Source organism: Sessilibacter corallicola (assembly GCF_021290925.1).
Taxonomy (GTDB): domain Bacteria; phylum Pseudomonadota; class Gammaproteobacteria; order Pseudomonadales; family Cellvibrionaceae; genus Sessilibacter; species Sessilibacter corallicola.
This window is the reverse complement of the sequence record NZ_JAJSLX010000001.1, coordinates 1,732,563-1,748,352: the sequence shown is the minus strand read 5'-3', so window position 1 is coordinate 1,748,352 and position 15,790 is coordinate 1,732,563. Positions and strand designations below refer to the sequence as shown.

The following is a 15,790-nucleotide window of genomic DNA, read 5'->3' as shown; positions in this document are numbered from 1 at the left end:
AACTCACTAAAAATGTCTTTTCTTCAATAACCGAGAGAAGACTTTCTCAACTCTTTAAACAACTTAAACAAAAGCCAATGACCTTGTTTTTGTTGCTCTTCGTCGTTGAGAGGGCGCGAACTATACGGAATAGATTTCTGCCACGCAAGCACTTTTTTAAAATTATTTTTTAGCCGAAATAATAAACAAGAATTTGCAGCACTAATAAAAGCGCAACCATAGGCAAAATCCATTTTGAAAGTTTGCGGGTTTCTTCAGGAGTATAGGATCGACCGTGTTTTTCCAGTATAGGAATGATAACCAAAAGAGCAATTCCTAAAATGGCAAGTATGATAAGTAGATTCATCGTATTTGAACTTTATAATTGTTTAAGCGCAGTAGAGACAATTTTTTCCATTAGCTTTTGCTTTATACAGTGCATCGTCTGCTCTTTTTAACGCAGTTTCAATAGAGTCCCCTAATGTAAACTGCGCCAATCCAAAAGATGCAGTAATAGTGACCGGCTTTTCCTTGAATCGAAATGAGGTCGTCGCCAGCTTCTTTCTCACCTTTTCAATCAACGCTTCGCATTGGCTTACCTCTTGAGATGAGAATACGAGGATAAATTCCTCACCGCCGTATCGTCCTACAAAGTTTTCGGGGTTTTTAATTGAACCTAATAATTTCCCAATCAACTTAAGAACACGATCCCCGGTTTGATGGCCATAGGTATCGTTAAATGATTTGAAGTTATCCACATCGCAAATGGAAATAACCAACTCGTGCTCCCCATTTTTCCAGAGCGAGTATTTTTTATATATCCACTGATTGTAAAAGTCTCTATTGGGAAGACCCGTCAAAACGTCGTGCAAGGCTCGATGTTTTTGTTCCGATAACTCTTGCTTAAGCTTTTGTTGATTATCTTCCAACTCCTGTATTTTCTGTTTTAGTAACAGGGACTCATCACTACTTTCTGCGAGCCTTGTGGATAAGGTATCTAAGTTTTGAAGTTGTATAGCTAAACCAGTGACGTGATCGGCAACAGATTTTTTAAGTACGTCTAAATCCGTTACTTGGTCTAAGTTTTCAACAAGTGCAGTCGAACGCTCGGATAACCCCTGCTGAATGTCACCAACCAATGCTTTTTGTAACTGGTTATGATGAGCCTGCTCAGGTATCAACTGCTTCAGCTCAGATAAAGCCGTATCAATATTCTCTAAATAAGATTCAAAATCCTGATTCGCAGAACACAGTGCCTGTAAAAATAAATCCCGAACATCTTCCAGCGTTGCCACCATTTCGTACCAGTTCAATCCCTGGCTAATTCTGACTTTCGATTGGTTGAACTTCTCTTTCACACATTCTTCGACATCTACGCTATCGAGCATTTCAGTCAGAATGATTGAAATTTTATCTTCGATTTTGGTGAATTTAGAATGCTTATCAATGCCTGAACGGTTAGAAATCTCTGTGTGTTTTTCTGATTGATGATCACTTTGTTCAAAACTAGCCACATCTTTATCAGAGCTCACCAACAAGTTATCTACATCTTCCTCAGTGTTTTCTGTGGAAACAATGTGATATTCACCTTCAATAACCGATGGTTCGAGCGCAGTTTCTTTTTCAGCTAAATCACCCTCTTCTATTATTGGATCATCATTAGCTTTGTCTTGCTCAAACACATCAGTGGTATCGTCAGCAGGATTTCCAGAATCCCCTTCATTAACGTGTTCTTTAAACGACGGCGGTGCGCCCAATAAGCTCGCCATCCAATTGGGGCGTTTGTGGATAACATTATCCAGCGTCGCTGCATGTAACTCAGACAACTCACGCAATAACTGTGGATAAGCGTGTAGCTTTCCAACTCGCTTGCCGATATTGCCTTGATATTTATTGAGATCAGTTTTCACTGAACGTGATGGATTGAGATTTTTCAGGTAATCAACCAAAGCATTCAATGCATCTTGACTCACACCAGTCCTAGTTTCTCGTCGATCAGAAACCTGTTTTGCTGCGTTTGTTATATCTTCTACGTTAATTCTGGATGAGCTTTTCTTCTTATTTAAAGGAGCCAGTAATTCGTCCAAGGTTGGATCAATACCGTCGGCCGCTTGAGAGAGATGATCAATACAGCTTCTTAGCTGTTTGATTTGATGTTGAAAACGACGCTCTTGAGACTCTTGTTCATCCAACGCAGCCAAATATTTGTCACGCCAACTTGCAGCCATGTCCGCTCCTCACACGTAATTGGCTAAAGTATAGTCACGCAGCTGGAACTCATATTTCTCTCAGACATAAAAAAACCCAGGATTAACCCGGGTTTTTTAGATTCAATAAGAGAGCTGATTAGCTTTTTTCTTGGCGAATCTTATTCACAAGATAATTAGTTACTTGAAGCATCTTTTCTTGGCTGCCCGCAAGGCTAGCACTCACACGATACTTGCCATCAACCACAATCTCAGGTGTACCCTGAATACCGTAGCTGCGCGCTCGGGCATTAGCTTGGCTCACTTGGCTAACAACACCAAAAGAATTGTATGTCTTTTTGAAAGTTTCAGCGTCGACACCGAAGTCTGCGAAGAACTGACCTAGCGATTTTTCATTGGCTAGACGCTTACGATCAATGTTCAATGCGTTGAATAAAGGCTGATGAATCTTATCGAACATGTTCAACGCTTTAGCCACATAGAAAGCACGTGCGTGAACTTCCATTGGGCCATTCCAGATAGCTGGTGAGTGAACAAACGTCACGTCACTGTCTAAGCCCTTTTTCCATTGCTGGATCATAGGTTCGAATGAGAAACAGTGACCACATCCGTACCAAAACACTTCGGTTACTTCAATTTTGGTTGGGTCCTGAGTAGGTACAGGCTGCTTTAGCGCTTGATAATGAACACCTTCTTTATAGGAATCTTGGGCCTGAACACCCACCGCCATAGAAAGCAGCAACATCAGCATGCTTAAGGTCAATCGCATTTGGTATCTCCGGTATTATTTTTTAGGTCTGAGCTTTAGACACTGAAAACTCACTCAGTTCCAAAGCCTCAAATGGTCGTTCACAAATATTACAATTGTACGAATTCGTAAAACGATAACGTCAAACATAAAAAAAGCGGCCTGAGCCGCTTTTTCACAAACAGGAATGCTACAGATTAGTTCAAGCCTGCAACAAAGTTAGCAACTGCTTTTAATTCAGCGTCGCTCAAATTAGCGGCAACTTGACGCATAATGGCAGTTTCACCGTCGTTAGTACGCTCACCAGCGCGGAATGCGCGCAATTGCTTTTCAATGTATTCAGGGTGTTGACCACTCAAACGTGGGAAACCAGCAGGATCATTACCTTTACCGGTTGGAGAATGACAACCCATACAGGCGGCAACAGAGGTTTCTTTGTTACCAGCGCGGAATATTTTTTGACCAAGAGCTAATGCATCAACTTCTTCACCAGAGTTTGTTAATACATTTAATGGCTTGGCACCAGAAAGTTGTATGGTTTGGCTGTTAAAATAGGCGGCGATATCTTTAAGGTCTTGGTCGCTCATGTTAGTTAACATGCCTGTCATTTCTAAAACATTGCGACGGCCTTCTTTAATATCAGCCAATTGTTTGTACAAGTATTTTTCACCGAGGCCTGCGAGTTTTGGAAAATTTGGAGCAGGAGAGTTTCCATCTGTTCCGTGACAAGCGGCACACACGAGTGTTTTTGCTTTACCAGCTTCAGGGTTACCTTCTGCAACGGCCGCCTGTGCACTCACTACTAAAAATGCGGCCATGAATACTTGCTTAACTGTCTTGTACATTGGCTAATCCGTAAGGTCTAGTTGTTGTTAGTATATCAAAAGCTTGAGCCGAACTTTCGATTCTAATCTTGTGATTTAGGCAGATCAGCCACTACCAAGCCTCTCATTTACTTGCTAGATATGCTGGCCTCCTGGCTCAAAAGCCCGATATTATATACAAAGCCGTGTTCGAGGCACTAATTTTTATAAGGACTTGGCTAAAGGCCGACCTATGTCAAAACTAAATTTTACAAAAGCAGAGTTCTTTCAAAGTGCTCCAACCCTACAACAATGCCCACCAGAGAGCGGCCGAGAAGTCGCATTTGCCGGCCGCTCTAATGCCGGAAAATCCAGTGCTATCAATTGCTTAGCGGGCAACAGGAAACTGGCACGAACCAGTAAAACCCCAGGGCGAACCCAGCTCATAAATTTTTTTAACATTACGCCGCAACAGCGCCTCGTGGATCTACCAGGGTATGGATTTGCCAAGGTTCCTCTGGCTGTAAAACGACAATGGGACCAAAATCTTTCGCAATATTTGCGAGAAAGGCAGTCATTGAAAGGGCTAATCCTATTAATGGATGTCCGACAACCTATGAAAGAGTTCGACACGATGATGCTCAATTGGGCAGTAGAAGCGGAAATGCCAGTACACATTCTACTGACCAAATCCGATAAACTTAAAAAAGGGCCTGCAAAAAATACACTTCTGTCAGTGAGAAAACACGTAAAGGAAGCCAATGTTGACGATTTAGTCAGCGTACAGACTTTTTCAGCGTTGAAAAAAGAAGGAATAACTCAGTTAGAACAAGTTCTGACTCAGTGGTTACACATTGAACCAGAATCAGACACATTAATTGAAACAGAAGACAGCCCAACTTAATCGAATACAGGCGTTCAAAAGATTAAAGGCGTAAAACGGTTAAATCAGTATTATCAGTAATGAGTAATACTGATTACCGTTTTCAAAATCCAACGCACTCAAGCCGTTTGAATTTCTTCCAAAGGTGCCGCGATAGGAATCTTATCGACATCAAGGTTGTCCAGAGGTGGAGTATAAAACTGAGGCTTACTCGAACGACCCAGCACCCAATCATACACTTCTAATATTTGATCGGTTTTTCTCTCCCACGAATAATGCTCGGTGATACGCTTTTTACCCATAGAGCGTTTACGCTCAAGTTCTCTGATATTATTTTTGATGTAATACAGCTTTTCCTGAAACGCTCTAATTAACTCCTCTCTTGGAGCCAACGGAATTTTATACCCGCTCATTTCGGTAACGTATTCACTAGGACCAGCATAATCCACAACCACCGGAACCAAACCAAGCGCCATTGCCTCCATAACCGCGGCGCCGCCAAATTCTCTTAAGCTGGGAAATAAAAACAAATCGGAGTCTTGTAACTTTTGTTGAAGTTTTTTGTTTTCAACAAAACCATGCATTTTTACCGAACTCTCAACACCTAACTGTTTTATCAGTTGGCTCAGTTCTTCACGCATTGGGCCATCGCCGAATATATCAAATTCCATACTGCCCGATTTCAAAAACGGAGCAATGGCTCTTAAGGCGATGTCAGGCCCTTTGTATGGAACCAGCCGACCCACAAATGCCGCCTTGATAATATTATTTGTTTTATGAGTATGGTTTACAGAAAAACGATTCAGGTCAATCGCATTTTCTGGGATGTACAAAACTTTATCTTGAAACTGATCGGGAATTTGATTTTTAGTAGCAAGAGAACCCGCCAATAAACAATCACTGTGTTTTCTTAGCGACAAATAGCCCGGCAACAATTTATAAAAATCTCGCACGTAAGATAACCACTCTCGCTCTTTGTGGCGAACTTCTCGAAATTGCTTTGGCCAAGGAACTCCGCCATTCATAGGACCGACTACAAATGGGACATTAATACTGTGAAGTTTTTTTGCTAAATAACTGGGCGCCGTCGGGCTTACCGGTGTAATTCGATGAACCACATCGTATTTTCCGGATTTTAATTGTTGCTTAAACTGCTTCCACACCAAATACTCGAAGAATGGATAAGAAAGACTTTCTAACGCAGTATTAATTGTCCACGCCAAACCAGAATTTCCACGTAACAACTTTGACAACTTATGAATAAAAGCAGCTATAAATTCAGTATCGATTGCCGTAAAGTCTTTTTCGATTTTCCATCCTTCTGATTCAATGTCTTTTTTATTTCTAATTTGCGTAACCAAATGTACATTGCATTTTTTTGAAAGTGCTTGGGTGTGCAACCACCCCAAAAGAGGAACACTCGTCCACTCCGGATTTGCTGCTTCCGCAATAACCAAAACATTTAGATCACACTGCCGATGATTAAAGCTCATCATGATCCTCACAGGAAAATAATTTTTTATAGAAATAATTTAAATGGATAAATTCGCATATCTCGATGCACAGAAAGCCAGTCAAGCTATGCTAGGAACAGAAAATGAAAACAATGATTCAATCATACAACAAAAAATTAATATCAATTAGAATCAAATAGATTAAAGCCAACACCACTTTATTGCCGATAACAAAAATTGACACATTTAAATTATAAAAAGGCGTAAGAAATATTCTCTTGAGAATCACATGTAAAAAAACAAATATACTAAATACCCGTTATATCTATTTCAAAAAAACCCAACTAACTAAAAAGCCAACACAAAATACCGAAAAATAAACGTTACTAACATAACGAATAAAAGCGCCTGCACTTACGTCAAATAGGAAACAACAACACAACAAATGTAAAATAATAGCAACACCTAAAAGAAACATTAAAAAATTTATTAAGAAACTTAAGAAAAGAGAGAAGAAGAGAAGAAAATAAAACGCAGGAATTAATGAAATAAATACTGATAATAAAAAGTTCTGAAGCCATGTAGAACAGCTGTCAGAACTTTTATAAGAAAGCGTCGATTACAATGAAAGCTCAACAAGCAAATACATATAACCGCATGCTAATAAACAGATACTATTCTGGCAATGTTGATTTTGCTGCCTCAACATCAGAGAAATTATTTCTGACCGCAACCAAATTCGGAAAAGCAGATAAATCGTAAAGTTCACGAAATTCCACCCAATCGATCAATGTAATCAAACTGATAGCCGCGTAATTCCATTCAGAGAATGCGCCAGACTCAGCTTCTTTTTCTAACCAAGTCAACGTGTCATGAATACGTTCATACTGAAGTTTAAAGATTAATGTGTCTTTTGATAGTTCAAGGCCAGAGTTTTTACCCATAAACAAAATAATCAATGAATCAGTCACGGCATCAACGCCACTGATTAAATTATGTTGCTCAAGTGTAACTGGCGCTAGATTTAACTTTTCAATCAGATAATTAGCAATCACATGGGAATCGAAAATGGTTTTATCGCCATCAACAACCAATGGCAATTTTCTAATCGGTGTGATTTTCGCGTAATCAGCTCGGCCACTGTCGTCATAAACGTTGACAACAGAGAACTCAAAATCGGTTCCGTGCAGAAGCATTCGAATGCGACGCACATAGGGAGACGGTTTCGATCCATACAATGTAATACTCATACTGCTCTCCTCACCTTCTGTAAAATACAATCCGAATTAATGGGCTTCATCCCAGTTATTGCCAACGCCGGCTTCAACTAATAACGGCACATTAAGTGTCAACGCTGAAGACATAATCTGGCACAGCTTGTCACTGATTTCATCGACAATGGATTCGTTAACTTCCAACACCAATTCATCGTGAACTTGCATAATCACGCGAGCGTCATACCCGTCACTCTCAAGCCATTGATCCACCATGACCATAGCCTTTTTGATGATGTCGGCGGCGCTGCCTTGCATGGGTGCATTAATGGCCGTACGTTCAGCCGCTTGGCGACGCATACCGTTGCGGGAATTAATTTCAGGCAAATACAAACGACGACCCACGAGTGTTTCTACGTAACCTTTTTCTGCCGCACTGGCTCGAATCTCATCCATAAATTCGGCAACTCCAGGATAACGCTCAAAGTATTTATCGATGTAACCCTGAGCATCATTGCGGCCGATATTCAATTGCTTGCCTAAACCAAACGCCGACATACCGTAAATTAAGCCAAAATTAATGGCCTTGGCGCTGCGACGTTGCTCAGTAGTCACGGCGTCGACATCAACACCAAAAACTTCTGCGGCTGTGGCTTTATGAACATCGACATCGTTTTGGAAAGCATCCAATAAACCTTTATCACCCGATAAATGCGCCATAATACGCAATTCAATTTGGGAATAATCCGCCGCAAGAATTTTATAACCTTGGGGTGCAATAAACGCCTGGCGAATTCTACGGCCCTCGGCATTTTTAATGGGAATATTTTGCAGGTTGGGATCGGTCGAAGACAATCGCCCCGTCGCTGCAACCGCTTGATGATAAGAAGTATGCACACGCCCTGTTTCTGGGTTGCACATTTGCGGCAGCTTATCGGTATAAGTGGATTTTAGCTTGGCCAACCCACGGTATTCTAAAATTAATTTCGGCAGTGGATAATCCAAGGCCAATTCTTGCAGAACATCTTCCGCAGTCGATGGCGCACCGGTTTTGGTTTTTTTAATCGCCGGAATTTGCAGTTTATCGAACATCACCGCACCGAGCTGCTTTGGTGAAGCTAAATTAAATTCCTCACCCGCCATATCAAAGGCTTCTTTTTCTAGCTCTTTTAAACGCCCAGCCAACTCTTGGCTTTGTGTGTTCAATAAATTGGCATCAATCAACGCACCGGTACGTTCGATTTTAGAAAGCACCGGCACTAATGGCATTTCTACTTCGGCCAAGACTTTTTGCAAGCTTGGTTCATCATCTAATTGCGGCGCTAATTTTTGATGCAGCTGTAAGGTAATGTCAGCATCTTCTGCTGCGTAAGGTCCGGCCTTATCTAATTCAATTTGATTGAACGTCAGTTGCTTCGCACCTTTGCCCGCAATGTCTTCAAAATGAATGGTTTTTTTACCGAGATAAAATTCCGCGAGACTGTCCATATCGTGACGAGTTGCTACAGAATTTAAAACGTAGGATTCAAGCATAGTGTCGTAGGCGATACCATTTAATTGAATGCCGTGGTTTTCGAGAACACTTTTATCGTATTTTAAATTCTGCCCAACTTTTTTAATGTTCTCGTCTTCTAAAATTGGTTTTAATTTTGAAAATAAAACCTCTTCGCTGATTTGCTCTGGCGCCCCCATGTAATCGTGGGCACAAGGAATATAGGCAGCAGCACCCGCCTCTACCGCAAACGACACACCGACAACACGCGCTTGCATATAATTGAGACTCGTGGTTTCGGTATCAAAAGCGAAAACATCGGAGGCTTTTAATTTTTCCAACCAAGCATCTAACGCACTTTCATCAGTTACGATTTCATAATTGGCCGGCTGTTGTTGTTCTTCGACAACATCGTTTGAAGCGCCGGGATTAGCAATGATATTTTCCTGTTCGCGAATCCAGGTTTTAAATTCAAGATCTTGAAATAATGCCAACAGCTTTTCGTTGTCTTCGGCAATCGGTTTTAGATCGGCAAGACTCACCTCTAAATCAACGTCGGTTTTAATCGTGGCTAATTCATACGATAAAAACGCATCGTCTTTTTTCGCTTCCAGTTTTGCAGCCATGGTTTTAGCACCACGGAAGGTAAGCTCTTTGACTTTATCGAGATTGCCGTAGATCTCTTCCAAATTGCCTAAACCTTGCAACAAGGCTAACGCGGTTTTTTCACCTACCCCAGCAACACCGGGAATGTTGTCGACCTTGTCTCCCATTAGAGCAAGAAAATCGATGATTAACTCCGGCGGAATTCCGAATTTTTTCTCAACCCCTTCGCGATCCATAACGGTATCGTTCATGGTGTTCACCAAAGTCACATGGCTGTTAACCAGCTGCGCCATGTCTTTATCACCGGTAGAAACCACCACTTCCATACCGTGGTCGATGGCTTGGGATGTGAGTGTACCGATCACATCGTCAGCCTCGACACCATCGATAATCAGCAACGGAATTCCCATCGCGCGGATGATGTCGTGAATGGGTTGAATCTGACTGCGCAATTCATCCGGCATGGGCGGTCGATTGGCTTTGTATTCCGGGTAAATATCGCTGCGAAAAGTTTTGCCTTTGGCATCGAAAATCGCCGTTACTGGGCTGCCGGGATAGTCCTTTTCCATGCGTCGCAGCATGTTGACCACACCTTTAATCGCACCCGTGGGCTGGCCTTTACTGTTGGTAAGCGGCGGGAGCGCGTGAAATGCGCGAAATAAATACGATGAGCCATCAACTAAAATTAGCGGTGGTTGTTTTTCTGCCATGACGTGAATTCTGTTGTCTTTTGATATTCAATTGAGTAGCTGGGGATTAAACCCCAGAACGACGGTGAATCAAACACTCTATGCAAAGAAACCGTAAATCTACTCAGCCGAGCTGACCAAGCAGTGTTTGATACCGGAAGCCAGTGTTAATAGAAAATCGGTGTAGCTGTTCGCCTCTGCACCAAGAATATCAATTTCTTCCACCACTAAATTGAACTCACTCTGCAATCGACGCGTTTGCGCCGCAGAATAATACGGTTCCACCAACAAACATTGGCCCTGTTTAATACGTTGTCGCAACTCATGCAAATGCTTTGCACCGGGCCGTTGTTCGGGCAGACGCGTTACCACTTGATAAGGCATCAGGCCGTAATGTTGCTGAAAATGCTGAAGTGCGTCGTGAAAAACAATAAACGGGACTGATTGAACCGGCTTTAAATCGGCCTGCAGTTGTTGATTGGTGGCGTCGATTTTTTCGGCGAATAACCGGTATTTCTCCTCCAAACGAGCGTGCTCTTGTTCGTCATTCAACGACTTTTTCAAGTGATCAATCAATTGCCGCGCAATGATTAAGGCGTTTTCCGGGTCCAGCCATAAATGCGGATCACGCCCGTGCGCTTGGTGGTCGTGGGATTCATGGTTGTGGGACTCACCCGGCGAGTGCGCATGACCCGTGCCGACAGTTACCGTGGTTTCTATGGCCGAAGGCACAGAATCGAGGGACAAATTAGGTCGAGTACTGATTACCTTTTCAATAAACAACTCAAGCGACGGACCCACCCAAACAATAAGATCTGCTTCATCCAGTAAACGGCGTTGGGACCACGAAAGTTGAAAACCGTGCGGACTCGCCCCCAACGGCATAAGCCGCTCTACATCGGCTTGATCGCCGAGTAACTCCTGACTGATCAAATACAACGGTTGAATACTGGCGACGACTTTTGGCTTTTCGGTCGTAGCACTCACCAATGTTGGCAAAAGCAACATCATGTTACAACATATAAAATAAAGAACTCTCTGCATGTACAACGGGGCTTCCAATTTACGGGTCCTTCTGACCAATGAGTGTGAAGGGCTATCAACGATTGGTTTTAAAATCAGTTAGTTTTTATAAACAGTTTAGCGACAAATGGTCTAAGATACCGACCCTTTTTGGCGATGCTTGCCGATTCACCACCAATAATAATGGAGCTTCCATTGCAGCCATTACTCAGTGCCAATAACGTCTTATTCCAAAGAAATGGCAAAGCCATTCTAGACGGCGTCGATATTCAGATTCAGCGCGGTGAAATTTTGACGTTGATTGGACCTAATGGCGCGGGGAAAACTACATTAGTCAGGATTTTACTGGGCTTGTTGTCCCCAGACAAAGGCAATATTAAACGTTCAAAAAATCTAACTATCGGTTATATGCCACAAAAACTCAGTCTCGATGGCTCCATGCCGTTGACGGTGGATCGATTTTTGGCACTCACCGGCTCGAAACCGGCGGCCATTGGTGAGGCGCTGGCTCGTGTCGATGTTCCCGCGATTGGCCGCCAGTTAATGTCGAAACTCTCTGGCGGTGAACTGCAACGAGTTATGCTGGCTCGCGCCATTGTTCGCAAACCCGATTTATTGGTGCTAGATGAGCCCGTGCAAGGCGTGGATATCACCGGCCAATCGAAGTTGTATCGATTGATCGGCGAACTGCGCTCTGAACTCAATTGCGCGGTGTTGATGATTTCCCATGACTTGCATCTGGTCATGGCGCAAACCGATACCGTGGTTTGTTTGAATCACCACATCTGTTGCCAGGGACACCCCGAAAGCATCAGTACCGATCCCGCATTCCTAGAGTTATTCGGCCAACAAACCGACACCGGGGTTGCAGTTTATACACACCACCACGACCACCAGCACGATTCGGGTGAAACACGCCACCCCCACCAACATTAGCGGCCGATTTCCATGCCTGAATTTTTGATTATTGCTCTACTTACGGGAATTGCTGTTGCGTTAGTTGCAGGTCCACTCGGCTGTTTTATTGTTTGGCGACGCATGGCCTACTTTGGCGATACTCTGGCTCACTCTGCGTTATTAGGCGTTAGTTTTGGTTGGCTGCTATCCATAAACTTGAACATCGCCGTCGCTTGCGGTTGCTTAATTTTGGCAATGTTGTTGGTTCTGTTGCAGCAAAAACGATTGCTGGCCACCGATACTCTGCTGGGAATTTTGTCCCACTCAACTCTGGCCCTGGGCTTGGTGATCGCGAGCACTCAAGCCAATATCAGAATCGATATCACGGCTTACTTGTTTGGGGATTTGCTGGCGGTATCGATAGCGGATTTAAGTACCGTTGCCATCGTTAGCATCCTGGTTCTTGCTGCACTGGCGATGCTCTGGCGAAAATTGCTCGCGTTAACGGTCGACGAAGATCTCGCCCACGTCGAAGGCATCAATGTTTTTTGGGTTAGAACCAGCTTAATGCTGCTGATGGCGTTGGTGATTGCTATCGCAATGAAGGTGGTTGGGGTGTTGTTGATTACGGCACTACTGATTATTCCAGCAGCAACCAGTAGGAACTTAAGCAAAACTCCCGAACAAATGGCCGTGATCGCCAGTTTGTTGGGAATGACGTCGATTGCGCTCGGCATTGGTAGCTCTTACCTTTGGGATTCTCCCGCCGGGCCGTCCATTGTGCTGGCCTCAGCAGTGCTGTTCTTACTGAGTTTACCCTTGGCTAAAAAGCGATAGATAGAAGCGCTAAATAAACGCTATCGTCGCCAAAACATCGGGGAAAACAACACTAACAGCGTAAATACCTCTAAACGCCCTAACAGCATGGCAAAACAAAGCACCCATTTCGCCGTATCGTTGATGTCGCCGTAATGGGCAGCGACCTCACCGAGACCCGGGCCAAGGTTATTAATGCTCGCGCCAACGGCAGAAAAAGACGTCAGAAAGTCCAAGCCCGTGCCCAACAACACCAAGAACATAACCATAAACGAGATCACGTAAACGGCGAAAAAGCCCCATACCGCTTCAACCACGCGATCAGGAACGGACTTATTACCCAGTTTTACCGAAATCACCGCATTCGGATGAATCAGTCGATTCAGCTCACGCACGCCCTGCTTTAAAACCAACAGCACGCGAACCACTTTCATACCGCCACCGGTAGAGCCCGCACAGCCACCCATAAATGACATATAAAACAAGAAGAACGGTAAAAACGCCGGCCAAATACTGAAATCCGTAACGCCAAAACCCGTTGTGGTTAACAGAGAAACCAGCTCAAAACTGCCCTGCCAAAACGCTTCTTCCGGTGAATAGGTATTGGTGAGAATCAAATAACACACCGTCACCACCATACCTACAGCAATCATATTGATGTAGAAGCGGCACTCCGGGTCGTACCAATAATGAACCAGCTTTTTTTCTCGCCAAGAGAAAAAGTGCAACGCAAAATTAATCCCCGACAGCACCATAAAAAACATACAAATCGCCATGATCAAATGGCTGTCGAAGTAGGCAATACTGGCGTCGTGGGTAGAAAAACCGCCAATGGCAACGGTGGCGTAGGCATGGCCAATGGCATCAAACAAAGTCATGCCCGCGGCCCAGTAACTCAACGCACAAATCACCGTTAAATTAAAATAGATAAAAAACAGCGCTTTGGCGGTTTCGGTAATACGCGGCGTCAGCTTTGAGTCTTTGATTGGACCGGGCGCTTCCGTACGGTACAGCTGCATGCCGCCAATACCCAACATTGGCAAAATAGCGACAGCAATAACAATAATACCGATGCCGCCCAACCACTGGAGTTGCTGGCGATAGTAGAGAATCGCTTTCGGTAATTCATCCAAACCCGTGATCACCGTCGCGCCAGTAGTCGTCAATCCAGAGAGCGATTCAAACACCGCATCGGTAAAGCTCAAATTCGGGCTTTGGGAGAACACAAAAGGCAAGCTACCAAACAATCCCAGTACCAACCAAAACAGCGCGGTAATAATAAAACCGTCGCGGGTGTGGAGATCTTGCTTGATGTTATAAAACGGAATCCAGGCGACAAAGCCTGTGCCGAAGGTAATAAAAAAGGCGAGTAAAAAAGCAGGATAGCTTTGATCGTTATACCACAGAGACACAGCAACCGGTGGCATCAGAGTGATGCTGAACAACATCAGCAACACTCCTAAAATTCGGAAAATAACACGAATATGCATAGAAAATTCGTCGTTTTAGGTCGCTTTTAACATCATTAAAAAAAGCTGAATCCAACCTGGAAAAGCTTCTCAACGTCTCGGGTGTATTTTTTGTCCACCAAAAATACGATCACGTGATCTCCGCTTTCAACGACAATATCGTCGTGAGCAATAATCACATCAGGACCACTGGCGTCTTCGCGAACGATAGCACCAATGGTTGCGCCTTCGGGCAAATCGATCATATCCAATGTTTTGCCAACAACCTTGGAAGAGTTCTGATCACCGTGGGCCACTACTTCAATGGCTTCCGCCGCACCTCGGCGCAACGAGTGAACATTAACCATATCGCCACGGCGAACATGAGTTAATAAACTGCCAATCGTTGTTGCCTGCGGCGAAAACGCAATATCGATTTCACCGCCCTGAACCAAATCAACGTACGCAGGGTTGTTAATTAAGGTCATCACTTTGCGTGCACCCAAACGCTTGGCCAACATCGACGACATAATATTAGCTTCGTCGTCGTTGGTGAGCGCTAAAAAGACGTCGGTGTCTTCGATATTTTCTTGCAGGAGTAAATCTTGGTCAGAGGCGCTACCGTGCAAAACAATCGTGTTGCGCAATTGCTCGGCCAGTTGCTGACTGCGCTCGCGGCTGTATTCAATGATTTTTACCGAATAGGATTTTTCCAACTGACGCGCCAAACCTGCGCCAATATTACCGCCACCGGCAATTAAAATTCGTCGATAAGGGCGCTCCAGTTTTCTCAACTCACTCATGACCGCGCGAATATCGTTGCGCGCAGCGATAAAGAAAACTTCGTCGTCGGCTTCGATTACTGTCGAACCCTCGGGCATGATGGCGCGGTTACGCCGATAAATTGCCGCCACTCGGGTTTCAACGGAAGGCATGTGCTGGCGTAAGAAGCGCAGTTCTTGACCCACCAAGGGCCCACCGTAATACGCTTTTACCGCAACCAATTGCGCAACGCCGTCGGCAAAATCCAGCACCTGCAACGCACCTGGCTGTTGAATTAAGCGATAGATATTATCGGAAACGAGTTTTTCCGGACTGATCAACACATCAATGGGAATGCGTTCGTTACAGAACAATTCGGGCTTAGCCAAATAAGCGCGGTGACGAATACGAGCAATTTTGGTGGGCGTATTGAATAAACTGTGGGCAACCTGACAAGCAATCATATTGATCTCGTCATTGCTGGTTACCGCAATCAGCATTTCTGCGTCTTCGATTCCGGCTTGAATTAAGGTCCGTGGATGTGAACCTTCACCGGTGACTACGCCAATATCGATGCGGTCACGCAATTCTCGAAGGCGCGCTTCATCCGTATCAATAATAACGATGTCATTGGCTTCGTTGGTGAGGTTTTCGGCCAATGTACCGCCAACCTGACCGGCCCCAAGAATAATGATTTTCATAGCCGAAAAAATAACTGCGAGTCGCAGTTATTTTCGCATATCTTGAAAGTTTTGCGAGTATTTCGTGG

General features: G+C 44.0%; 13 protein-coding genes. 3 read left to right on the top strand and 10 right to left on the bottom strand.

What is annotated here, in order from left to right:
• Positions 1 to 169: 169 nt before the first annotated feature.
• The 4 genes from LU361_RS07350 to LU361_RS07335 form a co-directional block, all read right to left on the bottom strand.
• A complete protein-coding gene (locus LU361_RS07350; RefSeq protein ID WP_233088174.1) occupies positions 170 to 346 on the bottom strand; it encodes a hypothetical protein in 177 nt (58 codons plus the stop codon).
• Positions 347 to 368: 22 nt separating this feature from the next.
• Positions 369 to 2,207, bottom strand: coding sequence for a GGDEF domain-containing protein (locus tag LU361_RS07345; protein ID WP_233088173.1), 1,839 nt, complete (start codon positions 2,205 to 2,207; stop codon positions 369 to 371).
• Between the two features lie 118 nt (positions 2,208 to 2,325).
• Positions 2,326 to 2,955, bottom strand: a complete 630-nt coding sequence (locus LU361_RS07340) for a thiol:disulfide interchange protein DsbA/DsbL (RefSeq protein ID WP_233088172.1) — start codon at positions 2,953 to 2,955, stop codon at positions 2,326 to 2,328.
• Between the two features lie 176 nt (positions 2,956 to 3,131).
• Positions 3,132 to 3,779 carry a c-type cytochrome gene (locus tag LU361_RS07335; RefSeq protein WP_233088171.1) on the bottom strand — a complete coding sequence of 216 codons (648 nt, stop codon included), beginning with the start codon at positions 3,777 to 3,779 and terminating at the stop codon, positions 3,132 to 3,134.
• Between the two features lie 211 nt (positions 3,780 to 3,990).
• On the opposite strand from LU361_RS07335, the gene yihA reads away from it, so the two are divergent.
• A complete protein-coding gene (gene yihA, locus LU361_RS07330) occupies positions 3,991 to 4,641 on the top strand; it encodes a ribosome biogenesis GTP-binding protein YihA/YsxC (RefSeq protein ID WP_233088170.1) in 651 nt (216 codons plus the stop codon).
• A 98-nt stretch (positions 4,642 to 4,739) separates the two neighbouring features.
• On the opposite strand, the gene LU361_RS07325 is transcribed toward yihA, so the two are convergent.
• From LU361_RS07325 to LU361_RS07310, 4 genes are all read right to left on the bottom strand, one after another.
• Positions 4,740 to 6,116 (bottom strand): glycosyltransferase family 4 protein, encoded by a 1,377-nt coding sequence (locus LU361_RS07325; protein ID WP_233088169.1) that lies wholly within the window; start codon positions 6,114 to 6,116, stop codon positions 4,740 to 4,742.
• Between the two features lie 632 nt (positions 6,117 to 6,748).
• The gene (locus tag LU361_RS07320; RefSeq protein ID WP_233088168.1) at positions 6,749 to 7,324 is read right to left on the bottom strand and encodes a glutathione S-transferase family protein; all 576 of its coding nucleotides are present in this window, start codon (positions 7,322 to 7,324) and stop codon (positions 6,749 to 6,751) included.
• A 36-nt stretch (positions 7,325 to 7,360) separates the two neighbouring features.
• A complete protein-coding gene (gene polA / locus LU361_RS07315; RefSeq protein WP_233088167.1) occupies positions 7,361 to 10,096 on the bottom strand; it encodes a DNA polymerase I in 2,736 nt (911 codons plus the stop codon).
• Positions 10,097 to 10,195: 99 nt separating this feature from the next.
• The gene (locus LU361_RS07310; protein ID WP_233088166.1) at positions 10,196 to 11,086 is read right to left on the bottom strand and encodes a zinc ABC transporter substrate-binding protein; all 891 of its coding nucleotides are present in this window, start codon (positions 11,084 to 11,086) and stop codon (positions 10,196 to 10,198) included.
• Between the two features lie 195 nt (positions 11,087 to 11,281).
• Here LU361_RS07310 and znuC point away from each other — a divergent pair, with 195 nt between their 5' ends.
• Together znuC and znuB are read left to right on the top strand one after the other, a co-directional pair.
• Positions 11,282 to 12,034 (top strand): zinc ABC transporter ATP-binding protein ZnuC, encoded by a 753-nt coding sequence (gene znuC / locus LU361_RS07305; protein WP_434064654.1) that lies wholly within the window; start codon positions 11,282 to 11,284, stop codon positions 12,032 to 12,034.
• Between the two features lie 12 nt (positions 12,035 to 12,046).
• The gene (znuB, locus tag LU361_RS07300; RefSeq protein ID WP_233088164.1) at positions 12,047 to 12,832 is read left to right on the top strand and encodes a zinc ABC transporter permease subunit ZnuB; all 786 of its coding nucleotides are present in this window, start codon (positions 12,047 to 12,049) and stop codon (positions 12,830 to 12,832) included.
• Positions 12,833 to 12,852: 20 nt separating this feature from the next.
• Here the strand turns inward: znuB and LU361_RS07295 are convergent, their stop codons facing one another.
• Positions 12,853 to 14,301 carry a TrkH family potassium uptake protein gene (locus LU361_RS07295; protein WP_233088163.1) on the bottom strand — a complete coding sequence of 483 codons (1,449 nt, stop codon included), beginning with the start codon at positions 14,299 to 14,301 and terminating at the stop codon, positions 12,853 to 12,855.
• 35 nt (positions 14,302 to 14,336) lie between these two features.
• Positions 14,337 to 15,722 (bottom strand): Trk system potassium transporter TrkA, encoded by a 1,386-nt coding sequence (gene trkA, locus LU361_RS07290; protein ID WP_233088162.1) that lies wholly within the window; start codon positions 15,720 to 15,722, stop codon positions 14,337 to 14,339.
• Between the last annotated feature and the right edge of the window lie 68 nt (positions 15,723 to 15,790).

Bases quoted from the DNA above. Each gene is read 5' to 3' on its own strand.
- LU361_RS07325 (WP_233088169.1), bottom strand. From the start codon at position 6,116: ATGATGAGCTTTAATCATCGGCAGTGTGATCTAAATGTTTTGGTTATT.
- LU361_RS07335 (WP_233088171.1), bottom strand. From the start codon at position 3,779: ATGTACAAGACAGTTAAGCAAGTATTCATGGCCGCATTTTTAGTAGTG.
- LU361_RS07295 (WP_233088163.1), bottom strand. From the start codon at position 14,301: ATGCATATTCGTGTTATTTTCCGAATTTTAGGAGTGTTGCTGATGTTG.
- LU361_RS07320 (WP_233088168.1), bottom strand. From the start codon at position 7,324: ATGAGTATTACATTGTATGGATCGAAACCGTCTCCCTATGTGCGTCGC.
- yihA (WP_233088170.1), top strand. From the start codon at position 3,991: ATGTCAAAACTAAATTTTACAAAAGCAGAGTTCTTTCAAAGTGCTCCA.
- LU361_RS07345 (WP_233088173.1), bottom strand. From the start codon at position 2,207: ATGGCTGCAAGTTGGCGTGACAAATATTTGGCTGCGTTGGATGAACAA.
- znuB (WP_233088164.1), top strand. From the start codon at position 12,047: ATGCCTGAATTTTTGATTATTGCTCTACTTACGGGAATTGCTGTTGCG.
- znuC (WP_434064654.1), top strand. From the start codon at position 11,282: ATGGAGCTTCCATTGCAGCCATTACTCAGTGCCAATAACGTCTTATTC.
- LU361_RS07350 (WP_233088174.1), bottom strand. From the start codon at position 346: ATGAATCTACTTATCATACTTGCCATTTTAGGAATTGCTCTTTTGGTT.
- polA (WP_233088167.1), bottom strand. From the start codon at position 10,096: ATGGCAGAAAAACAACCACCGCTAATTTTAGTTGATGGCTCATCGTAT.
- LU361_RS07310 (WP_233088166.1), bottom strand. From the start codon at position 11,086: ATGATGTTGCTTTTGCCAACATTGGTGAGTGCTACGACCGAAAAGCCA.
- trkA (WP_233088162.1), bottom strand. From the start codon at position 15,722: ATGAAAATCATTATTCTTGGGGCCGGTCAGGTTGGCGGTACATTGGCC.
- LU361_RS07340 (WP_233088172.1), bottom strand. From the start codon at position 2,955: ATGCGATTGACCTTAAGCATGCTGATGTTGCTGCTTTCTATGGCGGTG.